Source organism: Acidovorax sp. (assembly GCF_046339755.1).
In the GTDB taxonomy this organism is placed as follows: domain Bacteria; phylum Pseudomonadota; class Gammaproteobacteria; order Burkholderiales; family Burkholderiaceae_C; genus Acidovorax.
This window is the reverse complement of sequence record NZ_JBKDTZ010000313.1, coordinates 1-21,956: the sequence shown is the minus strand read 5'-3', so window position 1 is coordinate 21,956 and position 21,956 is coordinate 1. Positions and strand designations below refer to the sequence as shown.

The 21,956-nt window shown below is 68.5% G+C and carries 21 protein-coding genes and 1 pseudogene; 16 read left to right on the top strand and 6 right to left on the bottom strand.

Annotated features, from left to right (window positions below; genetic code table 11):
• Window positions 1–28: 28 nt before the first annotated feature.
• Genes ACK59X_RS27155 through ACK59X_RS27145 form a run of 3 tightly spaced genes read right to left on the bottom strand, consistent with a single transcriptional unit; the run spans window position 29 to window position 1,805 of the window.
• On the bottom strand, window positions 29–583 hold the full coding sequence (locus tag ACK59X_RS27155) for a flavodoxin family protein (RefSeq protein ID WP_409961626.1): 555 nt from the start codon (window positions 581–583) through the stop codon (window positions 29–31).
• Between the two features lie 51 nt (window positions 584–634).
• The gene (locus tag ACK59X_RS27150) at window positions 635–1,048 is read right to left on the bottom strand and encodes a DoxX family protein (RefSeq protein WP_409961625.1); all 414 of its coding nucleotides are present in this window, start codon (window positions 1,046–1,048) and stop codon (window positions 635–637) included.
• Between the two features lie 55 nt (window positions 1,049–1,103).
• Entirely contained in the window at window positions 1,104–1,805 is a 702-nt protein-coding gene (locus tag ACK59X_RS27145) for a pirin family protein (RefSeq protein ID WP_409961624.1), read from the bottom strand.
• Window positions 1,806–1,910: 105 nt separating this feature from the next.
• Here ACK59X_RS27145 and ACK59X_RS27140 point away from each other — a divergent pair, with 105 nt between their 5' ends.
• The 5 genes from ACK59X_RS27140 to ACK59X_RS27120 all read left to right on the top strand — a co-directional run bounded on the left by ACK59X_RS27140 (window position 1,911) and on the right by ACK59X_RS27120 (window position 6,816).
• Window positions 1,911–2,849 carry a LysR family transcriptional regulator gene (locus tag ACK59X_RS27140; RefSeq protein WP_409961623.1) on the top strand — a complete coding sequence of 313 codons (939 nt, stop codon included), beginning with the start codon at window positions 1,911–1,913 and terminating at the stop codon, window positions 2,847–2,849.
• Window positions 2,850–2,924: 75 nt separating this feature from the next.
• Complete coding sequence (locus ACK59X_RS27135; RefSeq protein WP_409961622.1) at window positions 2,925–4,064, top strand: NAD(P)/FAD-dependent oxidoreductase; 1,140 nt, start codon at window positions 2,925–2,927, stop codon at window positions 4,062–4,064.
• Window positions 4,061–4,966 carry a tRNA glutamyl-Q(34) synthetase GluQRS gene (gene gluQRS / locus ACK59X_RS27130; protein WP_409961621.1) on the top strand — a complete coding sequence of 302 codons (906 nt, stop codon included), beginning with the start codon at window positions 4,061–4,063 and terminating at the stop codon, window positions 4,964–4,966. Before ACK59X_RS27135 ends, gluQRS begins: the two co-directional genes overlap by 4 nt.
• The gene (gene trmB, locus ACK59X_RS27125; protein ID WP_409961620.1) at window positions 4,924–5,733 is read left to right on the top strand and encodes a tRNA (guanosine(46)-N7)-methyltransferase TrmB; all 810 of its coding nucleotides are present in this window, start codon (window positions 4,924–4,926) and stop codon (window positions 5,731–5,733) included. The genes gluQRS and trmB overlap by 43 nt, the downstream gene beginning before the upstream one ends.
• Before the next feature lie 36 nt (window positions 5,734–5,769).
• Complete coding sequence (locus tag ACK59X_RS27120; protein ID WP_409961619.1) at window positions 5,770–6,816, top strand: GGDEF domain-containing protein; 1,047 nt, start codon at window positions 5,770–5,772, stop codon at window positions 6,814–6,816.
• Between the two features lie 27 nt (window positions 6,817–6,843).
• Here the strand turns inward: ACK59X_RS27120 and ACK59X_RS27115 are convergent, their stop codons facing one another.
• Both ACK59X_RS27115 and alaS read right to left on the bottom strand, forming a co-directional pair.
• Window positions 6,844–7,815, bottom strand: coding sequence for a dienelactone hydrolase family protein (locus ACK59X_RS27115; RefSeq protein WP_409961618.1), 972 nt, complete (start codon window positions 7,813–7,815; stop codon window positions 6,844–6,846).
• Window positions 7,816–7,859: 44 nt separating this feature from the next.
• Window positions 7,860–10,493: an alanine--tRNA ligase gene (gene alaS / locus ACK59X_RS27110; protein ID WP_409961617.1), complete on the bottom strand. Its 2,634-nt coding sequence runs from the start codon at window positions 10,491–10,493 to the stop codon at window positions 7,860–7,862.
• A 483-nt stretch (window positions 10,494–10,976) separates the two neighbouring features.
• Between alaS and ACK59X_RS27105 the strand changes: the two genes are divergently transcribed.
• The 11 genes from ACK59X_RS27105 to ACK59X_RS27055 all read left to right on the top strand — a co-directional run bounded on the left by ACK59X_RS27105 (window position 10,977) and on the right by ACK59X_RS27055 (window position 21,637).
• Entirely contained in the window at window positions 10,977–11,891 is a 915-nt protein-coding gene (locus ACK59X_RS27105) for a dihydrodipicolinate synthase family protein (RefSeq protein WP_409961616.1), read from the top strand.
• A 50-nt stretch (window positions 11,892–11,941) separates the two neighbouring features.
• Window positions 11,942–13,081: a branched-chain amino acid ABC transporter substrate-binding protein gene (locus ACK59X_RS27100; protein WP_409961615.1), complete on the top strand. Its 1,140-nt coding sequence runs from the start codon at window positions 11,942–11,944 to the stop codon at window positions 13,079–13,081.
• A 68-nt stretch (window positions 13,082–13,149) separates the two neighbouring features.
• Window positions 13,150–14,088 carry a 4-hydroxyproline epimerase gene (locus ACK59X_RS27095; protein ID WP_409961646.1) on the top strand — a complete coding sequence of 313 codons (939 nt, stop codon included), beginning with the start codon at window positions 13,150–13,152 and terminating at the stop codon, window positions 14,086–14,088.
• A gap of 5 nt (window positions 14,089–14,093) precedes the next feature.
• Window positions 14,094–15,212 (top strand): NAD(P)/FAD-dependent oxidoreductase, encoded by a 1,119-nt coding sequence (locus tag ACK59X_RS27090; protein WP_409961614.1) that lies wholly within the window; start codon window positions 14,094–14,096, stop codon window positions 15,210–15,212.
• The gene (locus ACK59X_RS27085; protein WP_409961613.1) at window positions 15,209–15,472 is read left to right on the top strand and encodes a (2Fe-2S)-binding protein; all 264 of its coding nucleotides are present in this window, start codon (window positions 15,209–15,211) and stop codon (window positions 15,470–15,472) included. Before ACK59X_RS27090 ends, ACK59X_RS27085 begins: the two co-directional genes overlap by 4 nt.
• The gene (locus tag ACK59X_RS27080; RefSeq protein WP_409961612.1) at window positions 15,469–16,782 is read left to right on the top strand and encodes an FAD-dependent oxidoreductase; all 1,314 of its coding nucleotides are present in this window, start codon (window positions 15,469–15,471) and stop codon (window positions 16,780–16,782) included. Before ACK59X_RS27085 ends, ACK59X_RS27080 begins: the two co-directional genes overlap by 4 nt.
• A gap of 125 nt (window positions 16,783–16,907) precedes the next feature.
• Window positions 16,908–17,540, top strand: a complete 633-nt coding sequence (locus ACK59X_RS27075) for a TRAP transporter small permease (protein ID WP_409961611.1) — start codon at window positions 16,908–16,910, stop codon at window positions 17,538–17,540.
• Between the two features lie 19 nt (window positions 17,541–17,559).
• Window positions 17,560–18,825: a TRAP transporter large permease gene (locus tag ACK59X_RS27070; protein WP_409961610.1), complete on the top strand. Its 1,266-nt coding sequence runs from the start codon at window positions 17,560–17,562 to the stop codon at window positions 18,823–18,825.
• Window positions 18,826–18,885: 60 nt separating this feature from the next.
• On the top strand, window positions 18,886–19,884 hold the full coding sequence (locus ACK59X_RS27065) for a TRAP transporter substrate-binding protein (protein ID WP_409961609.1): 999 nt from the start codon (window positions 18,886–18,888) through the stop codon (window positions 19,882–19,884).
• A 56-nt stretch (window positions 19,885–19,940) separates the two neighbouring features.
• Complete coding sequence (locus ACK59X_RS27060; RefSeq protein WP_409961608.1) at window positions 19,941–20,618, top strand: GntR family transcriptional regulator; 678 nt, start codon at window positions 19,941–19,943, stop codon at window positions 20,616–20,618.
• Window positions 20,619–20,632: 14 nt separating this feature from the next.
• A complete protein-coding gene (locus ACK59X_RS27055; protein ID WP_409961607.1) occupies window positions 20,633–21,637 on the top strand; it encodes a hypothetical protein in 1,005 nt (334 codons plus the stop codon).
• A gap of 5 nt (window positions 21,638–21,642) precedes the next feature.
• Here ACK59X_RS27055 and ACK59X_RS27050 read toward each other — a convergent pair.
• A pseudogene (locus ACK59X_RS27050) lies at window positions 21,643–21,956 on the bottom strand (hypothetical protein); the annotation flags it as partial.

Here is a 21,956-nt window from a genome sequence, read left to right as displayed (position 1 = left end):
TGGGAAGCTCCTGCGTGCGTGTAATTCGTCAATCCTTGAATCGGGATGCCAACCCGGCCACGCGCTGGCCGAGAAAGCGCCCGGTGTCCAGGTCTCCCGGCGCCATCTCGCCGGCCGATGCATCCGATGGCGACTGCGCCATGGCGCCGCTGTAGGCACCGAGCCAGTTCACGTCATTGCGCGTGGCGGCCTTGGAGTTGGAAGGCAGCACGCCCGCCCCCACCCACAGGCCACCATGCTGCATGGCCAGATGGAACAGGTAGTCGAGCGTGACCTGCTTGTCGCCATTGGTCGCCGCGCTGTTGGTGAAGCCGGCGAAGAGCTTGTCCTTCCAGGCCTGGCTGAACCAGGGCTTGGACGAGGCGTCGGCCAAGCGCGTGACCTGCCAGCGCGGCCCGGCCCGGGAGGTAGGGGAGCCGAAGATGATGGCAGCGGCGGCGGCCAGGGCCTCCCAGCCGCCTTCGGGCAGGTTGCCATCCGCATCGATGGCGATCAGCTCGGCCCCCGCGCCATGGGCCACGGCCTGGGCCATGCGCTGGGTATGGCCATAACCCGAGTGGTAGACGACAGCGATCAGCGGCATGCGGTGATTCCTTGCAAACTGAAACCGCCATCATGCCGCAGGATGGTGACCTCAGCGGGAAGACCGGCGCGCGTCCAGGCTCCAGCCGCCGGCACCGAAGGCCGCCAGGGCCAGCAGGCCGCCCACGACGCCCACGTTCTTGAAGAACATCAGCTGCTGCATCATCTGTTTGTCGGCCGGCAGCGACCAGTAGGCGTGGAAGAAGAAGCTCGCCACCAGCGTGAAGACCGCCAGCGCCAGGGCGGCAAAGCGCGTGCCGAAGCCGAAGATCAGCGCCAGGCTGCCCAGCACCTCCACGGCAGCGGCAATGGCGGCCGCCACGGTGGGCATGGGCAGGCCCACGGAGCTGATGTAGCCCACGGTGCCGGCAAAGCCGGTGAGCTTGCCGATGCCGGCGGGCAGGAACAGGGCGGCCAGCAGCAGGCGCGAGGCCAGGGCCAGTGGGTTTTGCAGGGAATTGAACATGGTGGACTCTTTCAGTGACGGGTGGAAATGATGGTGAATGGACGGTGGCAGGGGGTCAAGGGGCCAGATCGAACACCAGCACTTCGGCGTCCTGACCATCGCTCAGCGCCAGGGCCGTCTCCCGCTCGATCAGCGCGGCATCCCCGGCCGACAGCGCCTGGCCATTGGCCTTGAGGCTGCCGCGCACCAGGTGCACATAGGCCTTGCGTGCGGGGTCGAGCGCCAGGTGCGCCGACTCGGCCCCGTCGAACAGGCCCGCATAGAGCGTGGCGTCGGCGTTCACCTTGACGGAGCCCTCGGCACCATCGGGCGATGCCACACGCCGCAGCGTGCCGCGCTTTTCGGCATCGGTAAAGGTCTTTTGTTCGTAGCCCGGAGCAATGCCCTGCACATCGGGCAGCAGCCAGATCTGCAGGAAATGCGTGGTCTGGCCCTGGGCGTGGTTGAACTCGCTGTGCTGCACGCCGGTGCCGGCGCTCATGCGCTGCACGTCGCCGGGCGGAATGCCCTTGATGTTGCCCATGCTGTCCTTGTGGGCCAGTTCGCCCGACAGCACGTAGCTGATGATCTCCATGTCGCGGTGGCCATGGGTGCCGAAGCCCATGCCCGGTGCGATACGGTCCTCATTGATGACACGCAGGTTGCCGAAGCCCATGTGCTCGGGGTCGTGGTAGCCCGCGAACGAGAAGCTGTGGTAGGACTGCAGCCAGCCATGGTCGGCGTGGCCTCGGTCTTGGGATTTGCGAACAGTCAGCATGGTGTGTGCCCCTTTCAAGACTCGACTGTAGGCCTGCGCCCTGCGCGCCAGGGGCTGGCATATTGATGGCATGATTCAAAAAAATTGAATTACCATGGTGCCACCATGCAAAACCCACGCGATGTGCTGACCCCCGACAGCCTGGCCATGCTGCAGGTGATCGCCGAGGCCGGCAGCTTTGCCGCCGCAGCGCGCCAGCTCGGCCTGGTGCCCAGCGCCCTGACCTACCGCGTGCGCCAGATCGAGGATGCGCTGGACGTGCTGCTGTTCGACCGCAGCGCGCGCCAGGCACGCCCCACCGAAGCGGGCGCCGAACTGCTGCGCGAGGGCGCGCGCCTGCTGCAGGAGATCGACGCCGTCTCGCACCGCGTGCGCCGCGTGGCCACGGGCTGGGAGCCGCAGCTCACGCTGTCGGTCGATGGCGCGATTTCACCGCACACCATGATGGAGCTGGTGGATGCGTTCTACGCCATGGCGCCGCCCACGCGCCTGAAGCTGCGCGACGGCATCATGACCGGCACGCTGGAGGCCCTGACCTCGGGCCGGGCGGACCTGGCCATCGGCGTCACGATTGCCGGCTCCAGCGTGGCCGGGCTGCAGCAGGCGCCGCTGGGCGACATGCTGTTCATCTTCGTGGTGGCGCCGCACCACCCCCTGGCCAAGGAGCCCGAGCCGATCACCGATGCCACCTTGCTGCAGCACCGCGCCGTCGCCGTGGCCGACTCGGCCCTGCGCGGCGGCGCCACCATGGGCCTGCTGGGCGGGCAGGACGTGTTCACGGTGGACACCATGCAGGCCAAGATCCGCGCCCAGTTGCGCGGCCTGGGTGGCGGCTTTCTGCCCGAGCCCATGGTGCGGCCCTACCTGGAGGCCGGGCGCCTGGTGGCACGCAAGGTGGCCCGGCCTGAACGCCTGGTGCGCGTGAACTATGCCTGGGGCGGCCCGGGTTTCACCGCGCCGGGCCGCGCGCTGCAGTGGTGGCTGAACCAGCTGCAAAGCCCCGCCACGCGGCGCGCTCTGCTGGAAAACCACCATCATTTCTGATGCGCGGCACCACGCCACGCGTGTAGAGTGGTCCATGTCGGAGTTTTTCAGCCAACCGTTCCCGAAAGGCCTCCCATGAGCAAACCTGTTTCCCGCCCTGCCAAACGGCCCCGACGCCCTGCAGCTGCAACGGCTGCGGCACCGGCCTCACCACGCGCAACGGCCGGTAGCGCCAAGGCCCCCCGCCATTTCGCCATCATCGGTGCCGGCATGGCCGGCATTGCCTGCGCCCGCACCCTGGTGCAGGTCGGCCACCAGGTCACCGTCTTCGAAAAATCCTCCGCCGCGGGCGGACGCACGACCACCATCGACTCGCCCTTCGGCGGCTTCGATGCCGGCGTGCAGTACTTCACCGTGCGCGATGCGCGCTTTGCACGCGCCATCGACACCGTGCCCGGCCTGTGCAAGCGCTGGAGCGCCAATTCCGTGCGCGTGCTGGACGCCGCCGGCCGCGTGACCGCCGCCGGCCTGCCCACGCGCGAGGCCCACTGGGTCGCCAGCCCCGGCATGCAATCGCTGGTCGCGGCCTGGGCCGAGCCGCTGGCCCAGGCCGGCCGGCTGATCACCCACACCCGCGTCACGCGCATCGAGCACGACGCCCTGAACACCAGCGGCTGGCAACTGCGCACCGAAGGCCCCGACGGCGGCCAGCATGTGTACGCCGGCTTCGACGCCGTGCTGCTGGCCCAGCCCGCCACACCGGCGCAGGCCCTGCTGTCCACCTCGGCCATCGACAGCAGCCTGTCCGAGGCCCTGTCCAGCGTGGCCATCGCCCCGTGCTGGACCCTGATGCTGGCCTACCCGCAGGCCGTGCGCCCGGGCCTGACCACGCTGGGCCCGCAGTGGAATGCCGCACGCAGCACGCACCACCGCATTGCCTGGCTGGCGCGCGAATCCTCCAAGCCCGGCCGCCCCAGCGTGGAGCGCTGGACCGTGCAGGCCAGCCCGGCCTGGTCGGCCGAGCACCTCGAAGACGATGCCGAACGCGTGCAGGCCAAGCTGATCAAGGCCTTTGCCGAGGTGACCGGCATCCGCGCCGAGCCGGCCCATGCCGACACGCGCCGCTGGCGCTACGCACAGACAACGCACCCCCTGGGCCGCAGCCACCTGTGGGACGCGCAGCTGGGCCTGGGCGCCTGTGGCGACTGGTGCCTGGGCCACCGCCTGGAAGATGCCTTCGTGTCCGGGCTGGAGCTGGCCCTGGCCGTGGCATGACGCCAAGCGCGGCCTACACTGGACGGTTCGCGCCCTCTCCCACCGGGCCGCTGCACGCCGGCTCGCTCGTCGCCGCCCTGGCCAGCTGGCTCGATGCCCGTGCCGCGGGCGGCCGCTGGCTGGTGCGCATCGAAGATGTGGACACCCCGCGCTGCATCCCGGGCGCGGACGCGTTCATCCTGCGGCAGCTGGCCGCCTGCGGGCTGGTGCCCGACGAACCGCCGCTGTGGCAGTCCGCGCGCGGCGCCGCCTACCAGCAGGCGCTGGAGCGCCTGATCGCGCAAGGCCATGCCTACCCCTGCGCCTGCTCGCGCAAGGACATCGAGGAGGCCCAGCTGGCGCTCGGCCATGCGCGCGAGCGCCATGCCGCCCTGCCCTATCCCGGCACCTGCCGCAATGGCCTGCACGGGCGCACCGGCCGCTCCTGGCGCTTTCGCGTGCCGGCGGGCCTGCCGCCGACGGACTGGACCGACCGGCGCCTGGGCGCCCAGCAGCAGGATGTGGCCAGCGACATCGGCGACTTCGTGCTGCGCCGCGCCGATGGCCTGTGGGCCTACCAGCTGGCCGTGGTGGTCGATGACGCCGCCCAGGGCATCACCCACATCGTGCGCGGCGAAGACCTAGCCGACAACACGCCGCGCCAGATCCTGCTGCAGCGCGCGCTCGGCGTGCCCACGCCGCAGTACCTGCATACCCCTCTGGTCCGCGGTGAGAACGGCGAGAAGCTGTCCAAGCAGAATGGCGCCCAGGCCCTGGACCTCGGCAACCCCCTGCGGGCACTGGAGCAGGCTGCACGGGCCCTGGGGCTGCCGGCACTGGCACATCCGCACAACACTTGCACCGGGGATGCGCTGGCGCAATGGGCTGCAGCGTGGTTCAGAAACTACAATGGCCCATCGTGACCGAACTGCCATCCATTTCCCCTGCCGCTGACAACGCGGCCCCCGCGGCCAAGGCGCCGCGGCAACCCGGCGACGGCGCCGTTCCCGCCGGTGTGACCCACCCCAAGACCATCAAGAGCTTCGTGCGCCGTGCCGGCCGCACCACCACGGGCCAGGCCAAGGCCTTCGAGGACCTGGGCCCGCGCTTCGTGCTGCCCTACACCTCCGCCGCGCTCGACGCACCCGCCGCCTTTGGCCGCACCGCCCCGCTGATCCTGGAGATCGGCTTCGGCATGGGCGAAGCCACGGCCCACATCGCGCGCGTGCGCCCTGACGACAATTTTCTGTGCTGCGAAGTGCACGAGCCCGGCGTGGGCGCCCTGCTCAAGCGCATCGGCGAGCAGGAGATCGGCAACATCCGCATCCTGCAGCACGATGCCGTGGAAGTCATCGACCACATGCTGGCACTGGCCAGCCTCGATGGCGTGCACATCTTCTTTCCCGACCCCTGGCACAAGACCAAACACAACAAGCGCCGGCTGATCCAGCCGCCGCTGGTGGCCAAGCTCGCCGCCCGGCTCAAGCCCGGCGGCTACCTGCACTGCGCCACCGACTGGGACCCCTACGCCCAGCAGATGCTGGAAGTGCTGGGCGCCGAGCCCCTGCTGGCCAACAGCGCCAGCGGTTTTGCGCCGCAGCCGGACTACCGCCCGCTGACCAAGTTCGAGAAGCGCGGACTGCGCCTCGGGCATGGCGTCTGGGACCTCGTGTTCGTGCGGCGCTCCTAGCGCCGCCCCACCCACCGGACCGCCACCACCCCGCCTATGAAGCCCATCCTGCAACACCTGGTTGAAATGACCGGCCACCGCGACCATCTGCGGCTGGAGGTGTCGGTGCTCTCCACCCTGCAAAAGCTCAGCGGCATCAAGGCGGTCCGGGCGCTGGAGCTGTTCACCGACAAGGGCGTGGCACACGTGCGCCCGCGCACCTGGGTAGAGGAAGGGCAGCTGGTGTCCACCGATTCCGAGGCCGCTGCCGACGCGCGGCGCGAGCTGCTGGAGCAGTACCCCGAGCTGTGCGAGTGCGTGAAGAGCCAGGGCGACAGCGCCCTGGCGCACCGGCCCGGGCGCCACACGCTCTGGCTGCCTGTGTGGATGCACGAAAAGGTCAGCACCTGCCTGGAGATCACGCAGTCGCGCCCCTTCTCGGCCCACAAGCTCGAGGTGATCAAGGGCGTGTTTCTGGTCTACCAGAACTACCAGAACCTGCTGGACTACAGCGAGCGCGACGCGCTGACCGGCCTGTTCAACCGCAAGACCTTCGATGAGCAGTTCTCGCGCAATGCCGCCAGCGGCCTGAGCAGCAACCGCCCCCAGAGCGCGGAAGCACTGGTCAATGAAGAAGTGGCCGCCGAAAGCGAGCCCGCGCAGAACTGGCTGGCCGTGGTGGACATCGACCACTTCAAGCTGGTCAACGACCGCTTTGGCCACCTTTATGGCGACGAGGTGCTGATCCTGATCGCCAACATCCTGCGCAGCTCGTTCCGCTCGCACGACCGGATCTTCCGCTTCGGCGGCGAAGAGTTCGTGGTGCTGCTGCGCAACATCACGCTGGCGCGTGCGCACAAGGTGTTCAACCGCGTCCGCGAGACCGTGCAGGAGTACGACTTTCCGCAGGTGGGCCGGGTGACGGTGAGCCTGGGCTTCGTCGGCACCGCGCGCGGCTCACCGGTCGAGATCCTGGGTCAGGCCGACCAGGCGCTCTACTATGCCAAGGAGCATGGCCGCAACCAGGTCTGTTTCTACGAAGACCTGGTGGCCGGCGGGCACCTGGCGGCCAAGGTTGCCAACGACGACGTCGAATTGTTCTGACCCTGAAGGCTGGCCTGCGGCCGGCCTTCAGCGGCCAAACGCCTTGTTCAGCGCCGCCAGCAGCTCCTTGCGCGATTGCTCGCGCGCCACCGGGTGGCCGCCCACATGCACGCCCTGCCCAGGGTAGACCCCGTTGGGCACATCGGTGCGCAGGCGCAGGGGCACGGTGCCATCGAAGCCGTGGTAGGCGCCCTCATAGGCCACGACCCGCACCTCGCGGCTGCCCGGGGTATCGCCACGCCGTGCGGCCAAGGCCTGGCACGGTGCGGCGGGAGTCCAGTCGTCCGCCTTGCCCACCAGCATCAGCGTGTCGGTTGCCGGCCGGTAGCCACCGCGCAGGTCGGAGCCACAGCCCGGGTAGAAGGCCACCGAGAGGCGCGGCAGCACCTTGGCGGCGGCCACGTCGGCATGGCGCAGGTTGCTCGCGGCCAGCACGGCACTGCCGCCGTGCGACCAGCCCAGCAGCGCCAGACGCTGCCCATCCACGCCCGGCTGGGCAGCGAGCCACTGCAGGGCGGCCAGGGCATCGCGCCGCCGGTCGTTCTGGTTGATCTTGCGCGTGCCGATGCGCTGGGTGCACAGCTCTTTTTCGCCGCGCGGTGTCAGTGAATCCACCGCCAGCGCATGCCAGCCCTGCTCGTTGAGCAGGGTTGCATACTCGCGCATGCGTTCGGCCGGCTGGCCGCGCCGGTTGAGCATGCCGCCGCAGCCGTGCAGCAGCAGCACGGCAGGTAAAAGGGGCTTGGCGCCGTCCTTGCCCGTTGCCGGGGCCAGCGCAGCCGGTGGGCGGTACCACCAGGCCTGCAGGGTCACCTTGCTGCCTGAATCACCGGCAGGCACCTCGAACTGCACGCGCTCGACAGCGTCCGGCACCTGCATCGGTGCCTGCGCTGGCACTTGCGCCCGCGCCGACGCCAGCCACAAAAGGCCCAGAAGCCCCCATGCGCCCGCACGCCAGGCGTGCGATGCTGCAATGGTGGTCAGCACGGTACGGCCCATCCGATGTGCCTGCTTTCCTCCGTGCCTGGCCCGGGCCCGTGGCCTCAGGCGCGTTCGCGCACCCAGGCTTCGACGCTGGCCAGCGCAGCCGGCACGCCAGCTGCGTTGGTGCCGCCGGCCATGGCCATGTCGGGCTTGCCGCCGCCCTTGCCGCCGACCTGCTGGGCCACGAAGTTGACCAGCTCGCCGGCCTTGACCTTGCCCACGCTGTCGGCCGTGACGCCGGCAGCGATCTGCACCTTGTCGCCGTCCACGGCGGCCAGCACGATGGCAGCGGTCTTGAGCTTGTCCTTGAGCTTGTCCATGGTGTCGCGCAGGGTCTTGGCATCGGCACCGGGCAAGGCCGCTGCCAGCACCTTGATGCCGTTGATGTCCACGGCCTGGTTCACCAGCTCGTCGCCCTGGCTCGATGCCAGCTTGCCCTTGAGCGCGGCGATTTCCTTTTCCAGAGCCTTGACGCTGTCCAGGGTCTGGCCGATGCGGCTGTTGAGTTCGGCCACCGGGGTCTTGAAGCTGCCGGCCGCCTGGGTCACGGTGTCTTCGAGCTGCTGCAGGTAGGCCAGCGCGTTGGTGCCGGTCACCGCCTCGATGCGGCGCACGCCGGCGGCCACGCCACCTTCGGCCACCACCTTGAACAGGCCGATGTCGCCCGTGCGCTGCACATGCGTGCCACCGCACAGCTCGCGGCTGGTGCCGATGTCGAGCACGCGCACGGTCACGCCGTACTTCTCGCCAAAAAGCATCATGGCGCCGGTCTTCTGGGCCGACTCAATGTCCATCACGCGGGCCTGGGTGGGCACGTTGGCCAGCACTTCTTCGTTCACCAGGCGTTCGATCTCGCGCACCTGGGCGTCGGTCACGGGGGCGTTGTGGGCAAAGTCGAAGCGCGTGCGCTCGGCGTTCACCAGGCTGCCCTTTTGCTGCACGTGGCTGCCCAGCACTTCGCGCAGGGCCTTGTGCATCAGGTGGGTGGCCGAGTGGTTGCGCACCGTGGCGGCGCGCAGGGCCGTGTTGACCTCGGCCTGCACGGTGTCGCCCACGTTCAGCGTGCCCTCTTCCAGGGTGCCGTGGTGGCCATACACGTCGGCCTTGACCTTGAGCGTGTCGCCCACCGCAAAGCGGGCCGAGCCGCTGGTGATGACACCCTGGTCGCCCACCTGGCCGCCGCTTTCGGCATAGAAGGGGGTGGTGTCGAGCACCACCACGCCATCCTGGCCGGCCTTGAGGGCAGCGGTGCTGGTGCCGTCCACATAGATGGCGGTGATCTTGGCGGTTTCGGCCAGTTGCTCGTAGCCCGTGAAGCGGTTCACCTCGCCGGTGTAGTCCAGGGCCTTGTCCATCTTGAACTTGCCGGCAGCGCGGGCCTGGGCCTTCTGCTTTTCCATGGCGACCTTGAAGCCGGCCTCGTCCACTTCGACATCGCGCTCGCGGCACACGTCGTTGGTCAGGTCCAGCGGGAAGCCATAGGTGTCGTGCAGCTTGAAGGCCACGTCGCCGGGCAGCACCTTGGCGCCACCGGCCAGCGCCGAATCGAGGATTTCCATGCCGTTGGCCAGGGTCTCGAAGAAGCGTTCTTCCTCGGCCTTGAGCACCTCGGTGATGCGCTGCTCCTGCTCGCGCAGCTTGGGGTAGGCATCGCCCATCACGCGCACCAGTTCGGCCACCAGCTTGTGGAAGAACGGGGTCTTCTTGCCCAGCTTGTAGCCGTGGCGGATGGCGCGGCGCACGATGCGGCGCTGCACGTAGCCGCGGCCGTCGTTGCTGGGGATCACGCCGTCGCTCACCAGGAAGGCGGTGGCGCGGATGTGGTCGGCGATCACGCGCAGGCTCTTGTTGTTGAGGTCGGCCACGCCGGTCTCGCGCCCGGCAGCCTTGATCAGCGCGTCGAACAGGTCGATCTCGTAGTTGCTGTGCACGTGCTGCAGGATGGCGGCCAGGCGCTCCAGGCCCATGCCGGTATCCACGCAAGGGGCGGGCAGCGGCGTGACCGAACCGTCCTCGGCCATGTCGAACTGCATGAACACGTTGTTCCAGATCTCGATGAAGCGGTCGCCGTCTTCATCGGGGCTGCCTGGGGGGCCGCCGGGGATGTGGTCGCCGTGGTCGTAGAAGATCTCGCTGCAGGGGCCGCAGGGGCCGGTGTCGGCCATCATCCAGAAGTTGTCGGACTTGTAGCGGCCGCCCTTGTTGTCGCCGATGCGGATCACGCGCTCGGGCGGCAGGCCGATTTCCTTGGTCCAGATGTCGTAGGCCTCGTCGTCCTCCTGGTACACAGTGGCCAGCAGGCGTTCAGGCGGCAGCTTGTAGACGGTGGTCAGCAGCTCCCAGGCCCACTTGAGCGACTCGCGCTTGAAGTAGTCGCCGAAGCTCCAGTTGCCCAGCATCTCGAAGAAGGTGTGGTGGCGCGCGGTGTAGCCCACGTTCTCCAGGTCGTTGTGCTTGCCGCCGGCGCGCAGGCAGGCCTGCACCGACACCGCGCGGTTGTAGGGGCGCTTGTCCGTGCCCAGGAACACGTCCTTGAACTGCACCATGCCCGAGTTGGTGAACATCAACGTGGGGTCGTTGCCGGGCACCAGCGAGCTCGAGGCCACGATGGTGTGGCCCTTGGAGGCAAAGAAGTCCAGGAAGGACTTGCGGATGTCGGCAACCGAGAACGATGGCGTGGTGTGGTTGGTCATGTGCGAAAAAGGGCAACAGGCCTGGGTCAGTGAGGGGCCTCGCGCACGCGGCGCGGCCACCCGGTTTATGGGGAGAACCCACGATTCTATCGAGACCGCGGGGTGTAACGGCCCGCCGGGCCCAGAGACACCGCACGCCACTGTCGCGCGGGCGCGCCAGCGCAGCTTGCGGCGGCATTTCGCCCCCGGCAATCGGGCCTGGATCCGCCGCCCCTGCAACGGCACACCCCGCTCCATCTCGCAGCGCTTCAGCATGGTGCCGGTTGCCCCGCAATGGGGCGCACGCCCCCGGGCTTCCCGTGTTTTAAGGCCTTTTTGCACCTCCAAGCGCAAACTTGGCTGGCACGCAAGCTGCTAAATACCCTGACAAGATATTTTAAATATTTTATTAATATATTTAAATAGACGACTAAGCCAAGCACCCCCTCTCCCAGCACCTTCCCCCCCTTTTTTCCGTTCTTCCCCCTCTTTAAGGAGCCCCCCATGACCAATCCCCGCTGGCAAGGCATCTTCCCTGCCGTCACCACCAAGTTCCACGCCGACGAGAGCATCGATGCCGAAGGCACGGCGCGCCACATCGACTTCCAGATCCGCAACGGCATCCATGGCCTGGTGACCTGCGGCTCGCTGGGCGAGGCCAGCACGCTGTCGCTGGAAGAAAAGCTGCAGGTCGCCAAGATCGCGCTCGAAGCCGCCGACGGCCGCATCCCCGTGCTGGCCAATGTGTCGGAAACCAGCACCCGCGAGGCGCTGCGCTACATCGACGGCGGCAACAAGCTGGGCGTGGCCGGCTACATGGTCATGCCCTCGGTGATCTACGTGGCCGATGCGCGCGAAGCCATGGCCAATGTGCGCGCCATGGCCAAGGTGGCGCAGAAGCCCCTCATGGTCTACAACAACCCCGTGGCCTACCGCGTGGACCTGAAGCCCGAGCACATGCTGGAGCTGGCCGACTGCGAGTGGATCGCCGCCATCAAGGAGAGCACGGACAACATCCGCCGCATCACCGACCTGCGCAACACCGTGGGCGACCGCTACCAGCTCTTCCTCGGGGTGGACGACCTGGCCTACGAAGGCCTGGCGCTGGGCTGCGACGGCCTGCTGGCCGGCGTGGGCTGCGCCTTCCCGCGCGAGACCGTGGCGCTGTACGACCTGATGAAGGCCGGCCGCTTTGCCGAAGCGCTCAAGCTCTACCAGTGGATGACCCCCATGCTGCACTTGGATGTATCCACCAAGCTGGTGCAGAACCTCAAGCTCATCGACGTGCTGGTGGGCGTGGGCACCGAGCACATGCGCCGCCCGCGCCTGCCTCTGATCGGCGAGGAGCGCGCCTTCGTCGAGCGCATCGTCAGGAAGGCGCTGGAGACGCGCCCCACCGAATACCAGTCGGTCGCCTGAGCCCCGGTTGACCCGCCCCTTCCACTTTCTTCTTCATGCAAAGGCTTCCCATGGCACGTACATCGTCTGGATTCATGGCCCCCGTGGCGCTAGCGGCTGCCGCGCTGCTCGTTGCACCGGCATCCGCGCAGGAGCAGGTCGTCAAGATCGGCCACAGCGGCCCGCTGTCCGGCCCCAATGCGTTCGCGGGCAAGGACAATGAGAACGGCGTGCGCCTGGCCGTCGAGGAACTCAATGCCAAGAAGATCGTGGTGGGGGGCAAGACCCTCAAGTTCGAGCTGGTGTCCGAGGACGACCAGTGCGATGCCCGCACCGGGGTGAGCGTGGCGCAGAAGCTGGTGGACAGCGGCGTGAAGTTCGTCATGGGCCCGTACTGCTCGGGCGTGGCCATCCCGGCCTCGCGCGTGTACAACGAAGGCGGGGCCATGGTCTCCACCGTGGGCACCAACCCCAAGGTGACCGAGAACGGCTACAAGAACCTGTTCCGCATCATTGCCAGCGACACCCAGATCGGCTCCAACATGGCCGTGTACGCGGCCAAGGAGCTCAAGGTCAAGCAGGTGGCGGTGATCGACGACCGCACCGCCTTCGGCCAGGGCGTGGCCGAGCAGTTCAGCAAGGAAGCCAAGAAGCAGGGCCTGACCGTGGTGGGCCAGGAGTTCACCACCGACAAGTCCACGGACTTTCTGTCCATCCTCACCAGCCTCAAGGGCAAGCAGCCCGAGGCCATCTTCTTCGGCGGCTATGCACCGCAGGCCGCCCCCATGGCGCGCCAGATGAAGCAGCTGGGCCTGACCGCCAAGCTGCTGGGCGGCGACACCCTGTGCAGCCCCGAGGTCGGCAAGCTCGGCGGCGAGGCGGTCAACGACACGGTGGTCTGCGCACAGGGCGGCACCATGCTCGACAAGGTGGCCGCCGGCCCGGCCTTCAAGGCCAAGTACAAGGCGCGCTTCAAGCAGGATGCCGACGCCTACGCGGCCTCGTACTACGACCAGGTGATGTTCATCGCCGAGGCCATGCAGAAGGCCCAGTCCACCGACCCCGCCAAGGTCGGCGCGCAAATGGGCCAGTTGAGCCACCAGGGCGTGGCCGGCACCTATGCCTACGACGACAAGGGCAACCTCAAGCAGGCGCCGATCACCGTGCTGACCTTCAAGAACGCAGCGCCCGTCCCCCTCGCCAGCTATTGACACCGCGCGGGGATCGCTACGATCCCCGCATCCAACCCCATCGACTGACCATGACCCCCAAACCCGCCATGCAACGCATCCAGATCCTCGACTCCCACACCGGAGGTGAACCCACGCGCCTCGTGGTCGGCGGCTTTCCCGACCTGGGCACGGGCAGCATGGCCGAGCGCCGCGCGCTGCTGGCCAGCCAGCACGATGCCTGGCGCGCCGCCACGGTGCTGGAGCCGCGCGGCAACGACGTGATCGTGGGGGCCCTGCTCTGCACCCCGCAGGACCCGGCCAATGCGGCGGGCGTGGTCTTCTTCAACAACACCGGCTACCTGGGCATGTGCGGCCACGGCACCATCGGCCTGGTGGCCTCGCTGGCCTACCTGGGCCGCATCCAGCCTGGTGAGCACGGCATCGAGACACCCGTGGGCACGGTGACCACCACGCTGCATGAGGATGGCTCGGTCAGCGTGCGCAACGTGCCGGCCTACCGGCTGCACCAGGGGTTGTCGCTCACGGTGCCGGGCATCGGCAGCGTCACGGGCGATGTGGCCTGGGGCGGAAACTGGTTCTTTCTGATGAGCGGGCACGGCCAGCGCGTGGCCAGCGACAACCTGCAGGCGCTGACCGACTACACCTGCGCCATCCAGCAGGCCCTGAAGGACCAGGGCATCCGCGGCGACAACGGTGGCGAGATCGACCACATCGAGCTGTTCGCCGACGACGAGGTGGCCGACAGCCGCAACTTCGTGCTCTGCCCGGGCGGTGCCTACGACCGCTCGCCCTGCGGCACCGGCACCAGCGCCAAGCTGGCCTGCCTGGCGGCCGATGGCAAGCTCGCGCCCGGCCAGGTGTGGCGCCAGGCGAGCATCATCGGCAGCAGCTTCGAGGCCAGCTACCAGGCCGACGCTTCGCCGGGCCGCATCATCCCGACGCTGCGCGGCAGCGCCCACATGAGCGCCGAGGCCACGCTGCTGATCGCGCAGGACGACCCCTTCGCCTGGGGCATCCGCCTCTGAACCCCATGCCAGCTGTGGATGTGATCGTCATCGGCGCCGGCATGGTGGGTGCCGCTTGCGCCCACCTGCTGGCCAACGAAGGCCTGTCGGTCCTGGTGCTCGATGCGCGCCGGGGCGGCGCCACGCAGGCCGGCATGGGGCACCTGGTGGTGATGGACGACAACGCGGCGGAGCTGGCGCTGAGCCAGGCCTCGCTGGACCAGTGGCATGACTGGGGCCCGCGCATGAACGCCGATCTGCCCGGCTGCGCGTATTCCAACTGCGGCACGCTCTGGATCGCAGCCAATGCCGAGGAAATGGCCGGTGCAGAAGCCAAGGCCGAGGGCCTGCGCGCGCACGGCATCGACTGCGAGCTGCTGGATGCCGCCACGCTGGCGCGGCTGGAACCGGCGCTGCGCCCCGGCCTGCACGGCGCGCTCAAGGTGGGTGGCGACAGCGTGGTCTATGCCCCCAATGCCGCACAGTGGCTGCTGGCGCATGCGGCCCGGCCTATCACTCTCGAACAGGCACAGGTGCAGCGCATCGATGGCCGGCGCGTGCACTTGGCCGATGGCAGCGTGCGCGAAGGCGGCGCGGTGCTGCTGGCCGCGGGCATCCATGCCATCGAGCTGTGCCCGGGCCTGCCCATCCGCCCCAAGAAGGGGCACCTGGCCATCACCGACCGCTACCCGGGCACGGTGCGGCACCAGCTGGTGGAGCTGGGCTACATCACCAATGCGCACCAGAGCGACGGCACCTCGGTGGCCTTCAACCTGCAGCCGCGGCCCACGGGGCAACTGCTCATCGGCTCGTCGCGCCAGTTCGACACCACCGACCCGGCCATCGACAACGCGGTGCTGGCGCGCATGCTGCAGCGCGCGCTGGAGTATGTGCCGGGGCTGGCCGAACTCAATGCCCTCCGCACATGGACCGGCTTTCGCGCTGCCACGCCCGATGGCCTGCCGATCATCGGCCGCCACCCGCAGCACAGCGACCTGTGGCTGGCCGTGGGCCACGAAGGCCTGGGCGTGACCACGGCACCGGCCACTGCCCGGTTGCTGGCCGCGCAGATCACGGGCGCCACGCCGCCGCTGGACCCGGCACCGTATTCACCGGATCGCTTCGCCCGGAGCCTCGCGGCATGAACGCCCCAACCATCCAAATCCATGCCGATGGCGTGCGCCTGCAGGTAGCCCCTGGCACCAGTGTGGCCGCTGCACTGGCCCAGGTGCCGCCCGGTCGCACGCGCACCTCCGTCACAGGCCAGCCGCGTGCCCCGCTGTGCGGCATGGGCGTGTGCCATGAGTGCCGGGTGCGCATCGATGGCCGCGTGCGCCTGGCCTGCCAGACCGTGTGCACCGAGGGCATGCAAGTCCATACCGATACCGGTGCTCCCAGGCCATGAACGCTCTCACCCCACCCCAGGCGCCCGCGCGCTGCGACATCCTCATCATCGGCGCAGGCCCAGCAGGCATGGCGGCGGCACTGGCCGCAGCCCCCAGTGGCGCAGCCATCACGATGGTGGACGACAACCCCGAGGCCGGCGGCCAGATCTGGCGCGATGGTCCCGGCGCGCAATTGCCCCCACTGGCGCGCCAGCACCGCGAGGCGCTAGCCCGGCACGCCAACATCACCCTGCTGCGCGGCACGCGCGTGGTGGGCCTGGGCGATGCGCCCACGGCCGGTGATGCCCCCTCCCTGCTGCTCGAAGACGCCGAGCGCGGCTGGGCCCAGCGCAGCCAGCGCCTCATCCTGTGCACCGGCGCGCGCGAGCTGCTGCTGCCCTTTCCGGGCTGGACGCTGCCGGGCGTGCCAGGCGCGGGCGGCCTGCAGGCCCTGGTCAAGGCCGGGTTGCCGGTGCAGGGCCAGCGCATCGTGGTCGCGGGCACGGGCCCGCTGCTGCTGGCAGCGGCCGCCACAGCCGCCAAGGCGGGCGCGCAGGTGGTGCGCGTGGCCGAGCAGGCCGGCTGGCGCGCGCTGGCGGGCTTTGCTGCGCAACTGCCGCGCTGGCCCACCAAGGCCGTGCAGGCGCTCACGCTGCTGCAGCCGCAACTGCGCGCAGGTAGCCATGTGCTCCAAGCCCAGGGTGATGGCCAGGTGCAGTCCGTGCGCCTGCAGACGCCGTCGGGCGAGGAAACCATCGCCTGCGATCGGCTGGCCTGCGGCTTTGGCCTGGTGCCCAACACACACCTTGCGCAGATGCTGGGTTGTGCCCTGGGCAGCGCGCTCAGCAATGGCCTGGGCCTGCGGGTCGATGCACAGATGCGCACCAGCGTTGCCGGCGTCTACGCCGCAGGGGAGTGCACAGGCTTTGGCGGCAGCGAGCGTGCACTGGCGCAGGGCGCCATCGCGGGGCATGCCGCAGCGGGCAGCGCCACGCCGGTGCATGCACTGCAGGCCAGGCTGCAGCGCTGGGAGGGTTTTGCCCACGCGCTGCAGCGCTCGTTCACGTTGAACCCATCGCTCAACCAACTGGCCCGGCCGGACACGCTGGTCTGCCGCTGCGAAGACGTGCCCCATGCCGAGCTGGCCGGGCGCAGCGGCTGGATCGACGCCAAGCTGCACACGCGCTGCGGCATGGGTGCCTGCCAGGGCCGCATCTGCGGGGCCGCCACGCAGCAGCTCTTCGGCTGGACGCCAGCGCCGCCGCGCCATCTGCTGGCGCCGGCACGCATCGCCACGCTCGCCGCGGCACCTGGCGACCCACCGGGCTGACGCGGCCCTTGAGGGGCGCTGGCACCTCAAGCCCGGCATCCATTTTGCTTTTACATATATCAGCAAGATATTTATCGCACCAGTTCCGGTCTCCTGTTCACAAGCACCCACAACAACCCGACGCCATGGCCACCGCTCCCAGCACAATTGCCCCGCCCTCTCGTCCCAAGGCACCCATCCGCTGGGTGCTGGATTTCTCCGGTTGGCTGCTGCGCATGGATCGCCATGCATTGACCGCCTTGATGGCATTGCTGGTGCTGCTGATCCTGCTCAATGTGGTGACCCGCTACAGCGGCATGCCCCTCTACTGGGTCGACGAGGCCGCGGTGTACACGGTGGTCTGGCTGACCTTCGTGGGCGCCTCGGTCATGACGCGGTTGCGCATGGACTTTGCCGTGACCATGCTCACCGACCAGTTGGGCGCGCGCGGCGCACGGGTCGCCAAGTCGGTGGCCACCCTGGGCGTGACGGCTTTCGGCGTAGCCATGCTCTGGATGTGCTGGCAGTGGATGGACCCGGTCGGCATCGCACGCCATGGCTTTGACGCCAAGGAGTACGCGGCCGAGAGCTTCAATTTTCTGTACACCGAGCGCACGCAGACCCTGAACTGGCCCACCTGGGTGCTGCAGCTGATCCTGCCGGTCTTCTCGGCCACCTTCAGCGTGCATGCGCTGGCCAACCTGCTCGAAGACATGGGGGCCGCGGAGCGGCGCACCCACCCGGGCTTCGACGTGGTCAACGCCGATGCCGTGAACTGAGCGACCGCGAGGCCACACCATGATCACCACCCTCTTCTTCACCATCGCGCTGCTGGTGGGCGTGCCCATCGGCGTGTGCCTGTGCCTTTCGGGCATCGTCTACATCCTCGCCACCGGCGGCACGGTGCTGTTCCAGTCGTTTCCCATGCAGATGTTCGCCGGGGTGGACAGCTATGGACTGATCGCCATCCCTCTGTTCATCCTGATCGGCGAGATCATGAACAGCGGCGGCATCACGCGCCGGCTGGTGGACCTGTCCATGGCCTTCATCGGCTCGGTCAAGGGCGGCCTGGCCTACGTCAACATCCTGGCCAACATGCTGGTCTCGTCCATCATCGGCTCGGCCACGGCGCAGGTGGCCATCATGTCGCAGGTCATGGTGCCCGAGATGGAAAAGCAGGGCTACGACAAGACCTTCGCGGCCGGCCTCACGGTCTACGGCGGCATGCTTGGGCCCATCCTCCCGCCCTCGGTCATGTTCGTGGTGTTCAGCGTGCTGGCCCAGGTGGCCGTGGGCGACATGCTGATCGCCGGCCTTCTGCCCGGGGTGCTGCTCACCGTGCTGTTCTTCATCGTGATCGCCCTCATGGGCTTCATCTACGACTACCCGCGCAGCGAAAAGCGCACGCTGGCCCAGCGCGCGCGCACCATCGTGCAGGCCAGCCCCACGCTCTTGATCCCGATCGTCATCGTGGGCTCCATCCTGGGCGGCATCGCCAACCCGACCGAGGCGGCAGCCGTGGGCGCCCTGGCCTCGGCGCTGGTGGGCCGCTACGTCACCAAGGAGTTCCGCTTCAACGCCATCCCGGCCCTGCTGCTGCGCTCGGCCATCTACTCGGCCATCGTGCTGTTCCTGGTGGCGGCGGCCGCCGTGTTCTCGTGGCTGCTGATCTACGGCAAGGTGCCGCAGATGGTGGCGGCGTGGATACAGACCGTGGCACACGACCCGGTCACCTTCCTGCTGTTGGCCAATGTGATCCTGCTCGTCATCGGCACGGTGATCGACGGCATTCCCGGGCTCATCATGACCGTGCCCATCCTGCTGCCGATTGCCACCGAGGTCTACCACATCGACCCGCGCCACTTCGGCGTGGTGGTGGTGGTCAACCTGGTGCTGGGGCTGATGACGCCGCCCGTGGGCCTGAGCTTCTTCGTCGCCTCGGCCGTGACCGGGGCGAAGCCCGGAAAGATGTTCATCGTCACGCTGCCCTTCTTCCTCATCAGCTGCGTGGCGCTGGTGCTGCTGTCGCTGTTCCCCAGCCTCTCGCTGGGGCTGCTCAAGTAGGCCCCGCTTCCCCCGTCCCGTTCCTGCCTGTCCCCCTTCCCAGACCAAGGAGAGTTCACCATGACCACTACCCGCCGCCAATTCATCCAGCGCCATGCCGTGGCCGCTGCCGCCTCCGTTGCTGCCCCGCTCGCGTTCGCACAGGGCGCGGGCGCCAAGGAATTCCGCCTGGGCCTGATCACCCCGGCCGGCCACTCGTGGAACCGCGCCGCGCTGCAGTTCGGAGAGGCGCTCAAGAAGGAGAGCGAAGGCCGCCTGAGCGTCACCGTGTTCCACTCGGGCCAGCTCGGCAACGAGGCGGCCATGATGCAGCAGCTGCAGTCGGGCGCGCTGGACATGGGCTGGATCCAGGCGGCCGAACTGGGCTCGCGCGTGGCCAGCATTGCTGCCATCAACGCACCCTACCTGGTGCGCTCCACGCCCAGCGTGGCCAAGCTGGTCAAGCACCCGGCCGCCACCAAGCTGCTGGAAGTGCTGCCGCGCGAGACCGGCACCATCGGCCTGGGCTGGGGCATCACCTGCATGCGTTCGGTGTTGTCCACCAAGGACATTTCCGTGCCGACCGACCTCAAGGGCATGAAGCTGCGCATCAACCCCACGCCCGTGTACCGAGATTTCTACCAGATGCTGGGCGCCGCGCCCACCCCCATCCCGACACCCCAGGTGTTCGACGCCATGAGCAACGGCCAGGTGGACGGGCTGGAGGCGGACATCGAGTTCTCGTGGAACCAGCGCTTCGACAAGGTGGCCAAGACCCTGTTGCAGATGAACGCTCTGTTCATGCCCTTCGCGCCGCTGGTCTCGGGCCGCATCTGGCAAGGCCTGGACGCCAAGGACAAGGAACTGGTCAGAAAGCTCACCGCCCAATCGCTCGATGCGCAGATCAACGACATCGTGACCACCGAGGCCGGCCTGATCGACAAGTTCAAGGGCACCTCCATCGCGTTCAAGACGGCTTCGTCCTTCAACCCCGAGTCCACCATCCAGGAGTTCGACAAGCTGTGGCTGCCCAAGGCCCCGCAAATCGCGGAGCTGCGCAAGGCCGGGACCACGCTGTGATTTAAGATCGGCCCAGGGCGGCCCCACAAGGGGCCGCACCCCACCAGAACTCCCCAATGACCTTGAGCAGCAGCCCTTCTTCCCGCAAAGACACCGGCCCCAAGCGGCGCGCGGCGGACGTGGCGTATGAAGCCATCGAGGCCATGATCGCCACCCTGCAGCTGCAGCCCGGCAGCCCGGTGGTGGAGGCCGAGATCGCCGAGAGCACGGGCCTCGGGCGCACGCCGGTGCGCGAGGCACTGCTGCGCATGGTGTCCATCGGCCTCATCGTGCAGCAGCCGCGCCGCGGGCTGCAGGTCTCCAACATCGACCTGGCGGACCACCTGGACGTGATCCAGACGCGCCGCGTGCTGGAGCGGTTGATCGCATCGTGCGCAGCGCGCCGTGCCACCGCACCCCAGCGCCAGGCCATCGTGCGCTGCGCTGAGGAGATGGTGCGCGAGGCGGAGCGCGGCCACCTGGACGGCTACATGCTGGCCGACCACGAGCTCGACAAGATCGTGCACCTGGCCAGCCAAAACCAGTCGGCCGTCAAATCCGTGGCGCCGCTCATCGTGCAGTGCCGCCGCTTCTGGTACGCCTACCAGCACGAGGGCGACGTGACCGAGGGCGCACGCGCCCACATGCACCTGGCCCAGGGCATCGCCAGCGGCGACGAGGCCCATGCCGTGGCCGGCGCCAACCAGCTCATGGACTACCTGGAGCAGTTCGCGCGCCGAATCATTGATCGATAGACCCCTGGGCCCCTGTGTTCACACTCTGCACCATCGACACCCTGCCCTCTGCGTTCACTGCCCCATCCTGGCTGCCGCCCACGGAACATGTGCTGGTGCACCAAGGCGACCTGGCGCTGGACGGCGACCTTCTGCTCGACTGGAATGCGGGCTGGAACGGGGGCGGCATCGCTGCCACTCTTGCGGGGCTGCCCGTGGCCGGGCAGGACATTGCCGGGCTGTGCGTGCAGGGTGACCTGCGCCTTGGCGGTGCGCTGGTGAATGCCGACGGCGAGACCGGCCCCCTGCTGCTGGTCACCGGATCCCTCGGCGCGCGCCAGGCCAGCTGTGGCGGCTCCTACATCCGCGTGGGTGGCGATCTGCGCGTGGAAGAAGTGGTGTACGGCCACTACAACCATGGCCAGTTGGTCGTGGATGGCCAGCTCATCGCCCAGGCGCTGGTCAACGACGACCATGGCATCGACGTGCGGGGCCAGCCGGCCAAGGGCAGCAAGCTGCTGCGCATCGACCTGTCCGACGGCAGGAACCCCGACGACCCGGAGAGCCTGCCCGCCGCGCTGAAGAAGCTGCTCAAGAAATCCCCCCTGTCGCTGGAATCGGTGCGTGCCGGCCTGCGCCAGGGGCGCAGCCTGGCCTCCATGGCCACGCCGCAGACGGCGCAGGAGTGGCGCGACGTGGTGTGGAACGACTACACCCGCATCGCCAAGATCCCCAAGGAGCTGCGCACCGAGGCCATGTACCTGGCCCTGCTGGCACCCGGCTGCCCCCTGCCGCGCCCCGAGGTGCACGAGCTGTTTGCCAAAATCCCTGCCAGGGAGCTGACGCCGGCCGTGCGCCAGGCAGCCTTTGCGCTGGCGCCCAAGAGCCTGCTGATGCTGCCGCCCAAGTTCGACCTGCAGCGCGAGTTCGAGGCCTGCTTTCTCGCGCTGGACGATCCGGAGGCGCTGGTTGCAGAGATCCCCGTGCAGTTCATGAGCCCGGCCATGGCGGCGCACCTGTCCGCCCGCGTCAGCCCGTAGGACGCCTACGGGCTGCCGAGCGCGATGCGCTGCTCCAGAAAGCGCCACATCCGTTCGTCCGCACAGAAAGCCACATTGAAGCGCAGCCACCCCGTGGGACGCGGCTCCACCAGGAACAGGGCGCCCGGACCGAGCATGATGCCTTCGCCCGTGGCATCCCGGGACAGCTCGGCGCTTTCGGGCAGGTCGGGCTGGCGGCTGTAGCGCACATCCCGTTCCAGACAGGCGCGCACGCCGTCCACCAGGAGCCGGCCGGCTCCCGCGAAGGTGCCATCCCCGCCCCGCGCCACGAAATCCGGTCCACCGCCATGGCGAAGGG

Coding starts and splice junctions, on each gene's coding strand:
- ACK59X_RS27155 (WP_409961626.1), bottom strand. CDS start 583: ATGCCGCTGATCGCTGTCGTCTACCACTCGGGTTATGGCCATACCCAG.
- ACK59X_RS27150 (WP_409961625.1), bottom strand. CDS start 1,048: ATGTTCAATTCCCTGCAAAACCCACTGGCCCTGGCCTCGCGCCTGCTG.
- ACK59X_RS27145 (WP_409961624.1), bottom strand. CDS start 1,805: ATGCTGACTGTTCGCAAATCCCAAGACCGAGGCCACGCCGACCATGGC.
- ACK59X_RS27140 (WP_409961623.1), top strand. CDS start 1,911: ATGCAAAACCCACGCGATGTGCTGACCCCCGACAGCCTGGCCATGCTG.
- ACK59X_RS27135 (WP_409961622.1), top strand. CDS start 2,925: ATGAGCAAACCTGTTTCCCGCCCTGCCAAACGGCCCCGACGCCCTGCA.
- gluQRS (WP_409961621.1), top strand. CDS start 4,061: ATGACGCCAAGCGCGGCCTACACTGGACGGTTCGCGCCCTCTCCCACC.
- trmB (WP_409961620.1), top strand. CDS start 4,924: ATGGGCTGCAGCGTGGTTCAGAAACTACAATGGCCCATCGTGACCGAA.
- ACK59X_RS27120 (WP_409961619.1), top strand. CDS start 5,770: ATGAAGCCCATCCTGCAACACCTGGTTGAAATGACCGGCCACCGCGAC.
- ACK59X_RS27115 (WP_409961618.1), bottom strand. CDS start 7,815: ATGGGCCGTACCGTGCTGACCACCATTGCAGCATCGCACGCCTGGCGT.
- alaS (WP_409961617.1), bottom strand. CDS start 10,493: ATGACCAACCACACCACGCCATCGTTCTCGGTTGCCGACATCCGCAAG.
- ACK59X_RS27105 (WP_409961616.1), top strand. CDS start 10,977: ATGACCAATCCCCGCTGGCAAGGCATCTTCCCTGCCGTCACCACCAAG.
- ACK59X_RS27100 (WP_409961615.1), top strand. CDS start 11,942: ATGGCACGTACATCGTCTGGATTCATGGCCCCCGTGGCGCTAGCGGCT.
- ACK59X_RS27095 (WP_409961646.1), top strand. CDS start 13,150: ATGCAACGCATCCAGATCCTCGACTCCCACACCGGAGGTGAACCCACG.
- ACK59X_RS27090 (WP_409961614.1), top strand. CDS start 14,094: ATGCCAGCTGTGGATGTGATCGTCATCGGCGCCGGCATGGTGGGTGCC.
- ACK59X_RS27085 (WP_409961613.1), top strand. CDS start 15,209: ATGAACGCCCCAACCATCCAAATCCATGCCGATGGCGTGCGCCTGCAG.
- ACK59X_RS27080 (WP_409961612.1), top strand. CDS start 15,469: ATGAACGCTCTCACCCCACCCCAGGCGCCCGCGCGCTGCGACATCCTC.
- ACK59X_RS27075 (WP_409961611.1), top strand. CDS start 16,908: ATGGCCACCGCTCCCAGCACAATTGCCCCGCCCTCTCGTCCCAAGGCA.
- ACK59X_RS27070 (WP_409961610.1), top strand. CDS start 17,560: ATGATCACCACCCTCTTCTTCACCATCGCGCTGCTGGTGGGCGTGCCC.
- ACK59X_RS27065 (WP_409961609.1), top strand. CDS start 18,886: ATGACCACTACCCGCCGCCAATTCATCCAGCGCCATGCCGTGGCCGCT.
- ACK59X_RS27060 (WP_409961608.1), top strand. CDS start 19,941: ATGACCTTGAGCAGCAGCCCTTCTTCCCGCAAAGACACCGGCCCCAAG.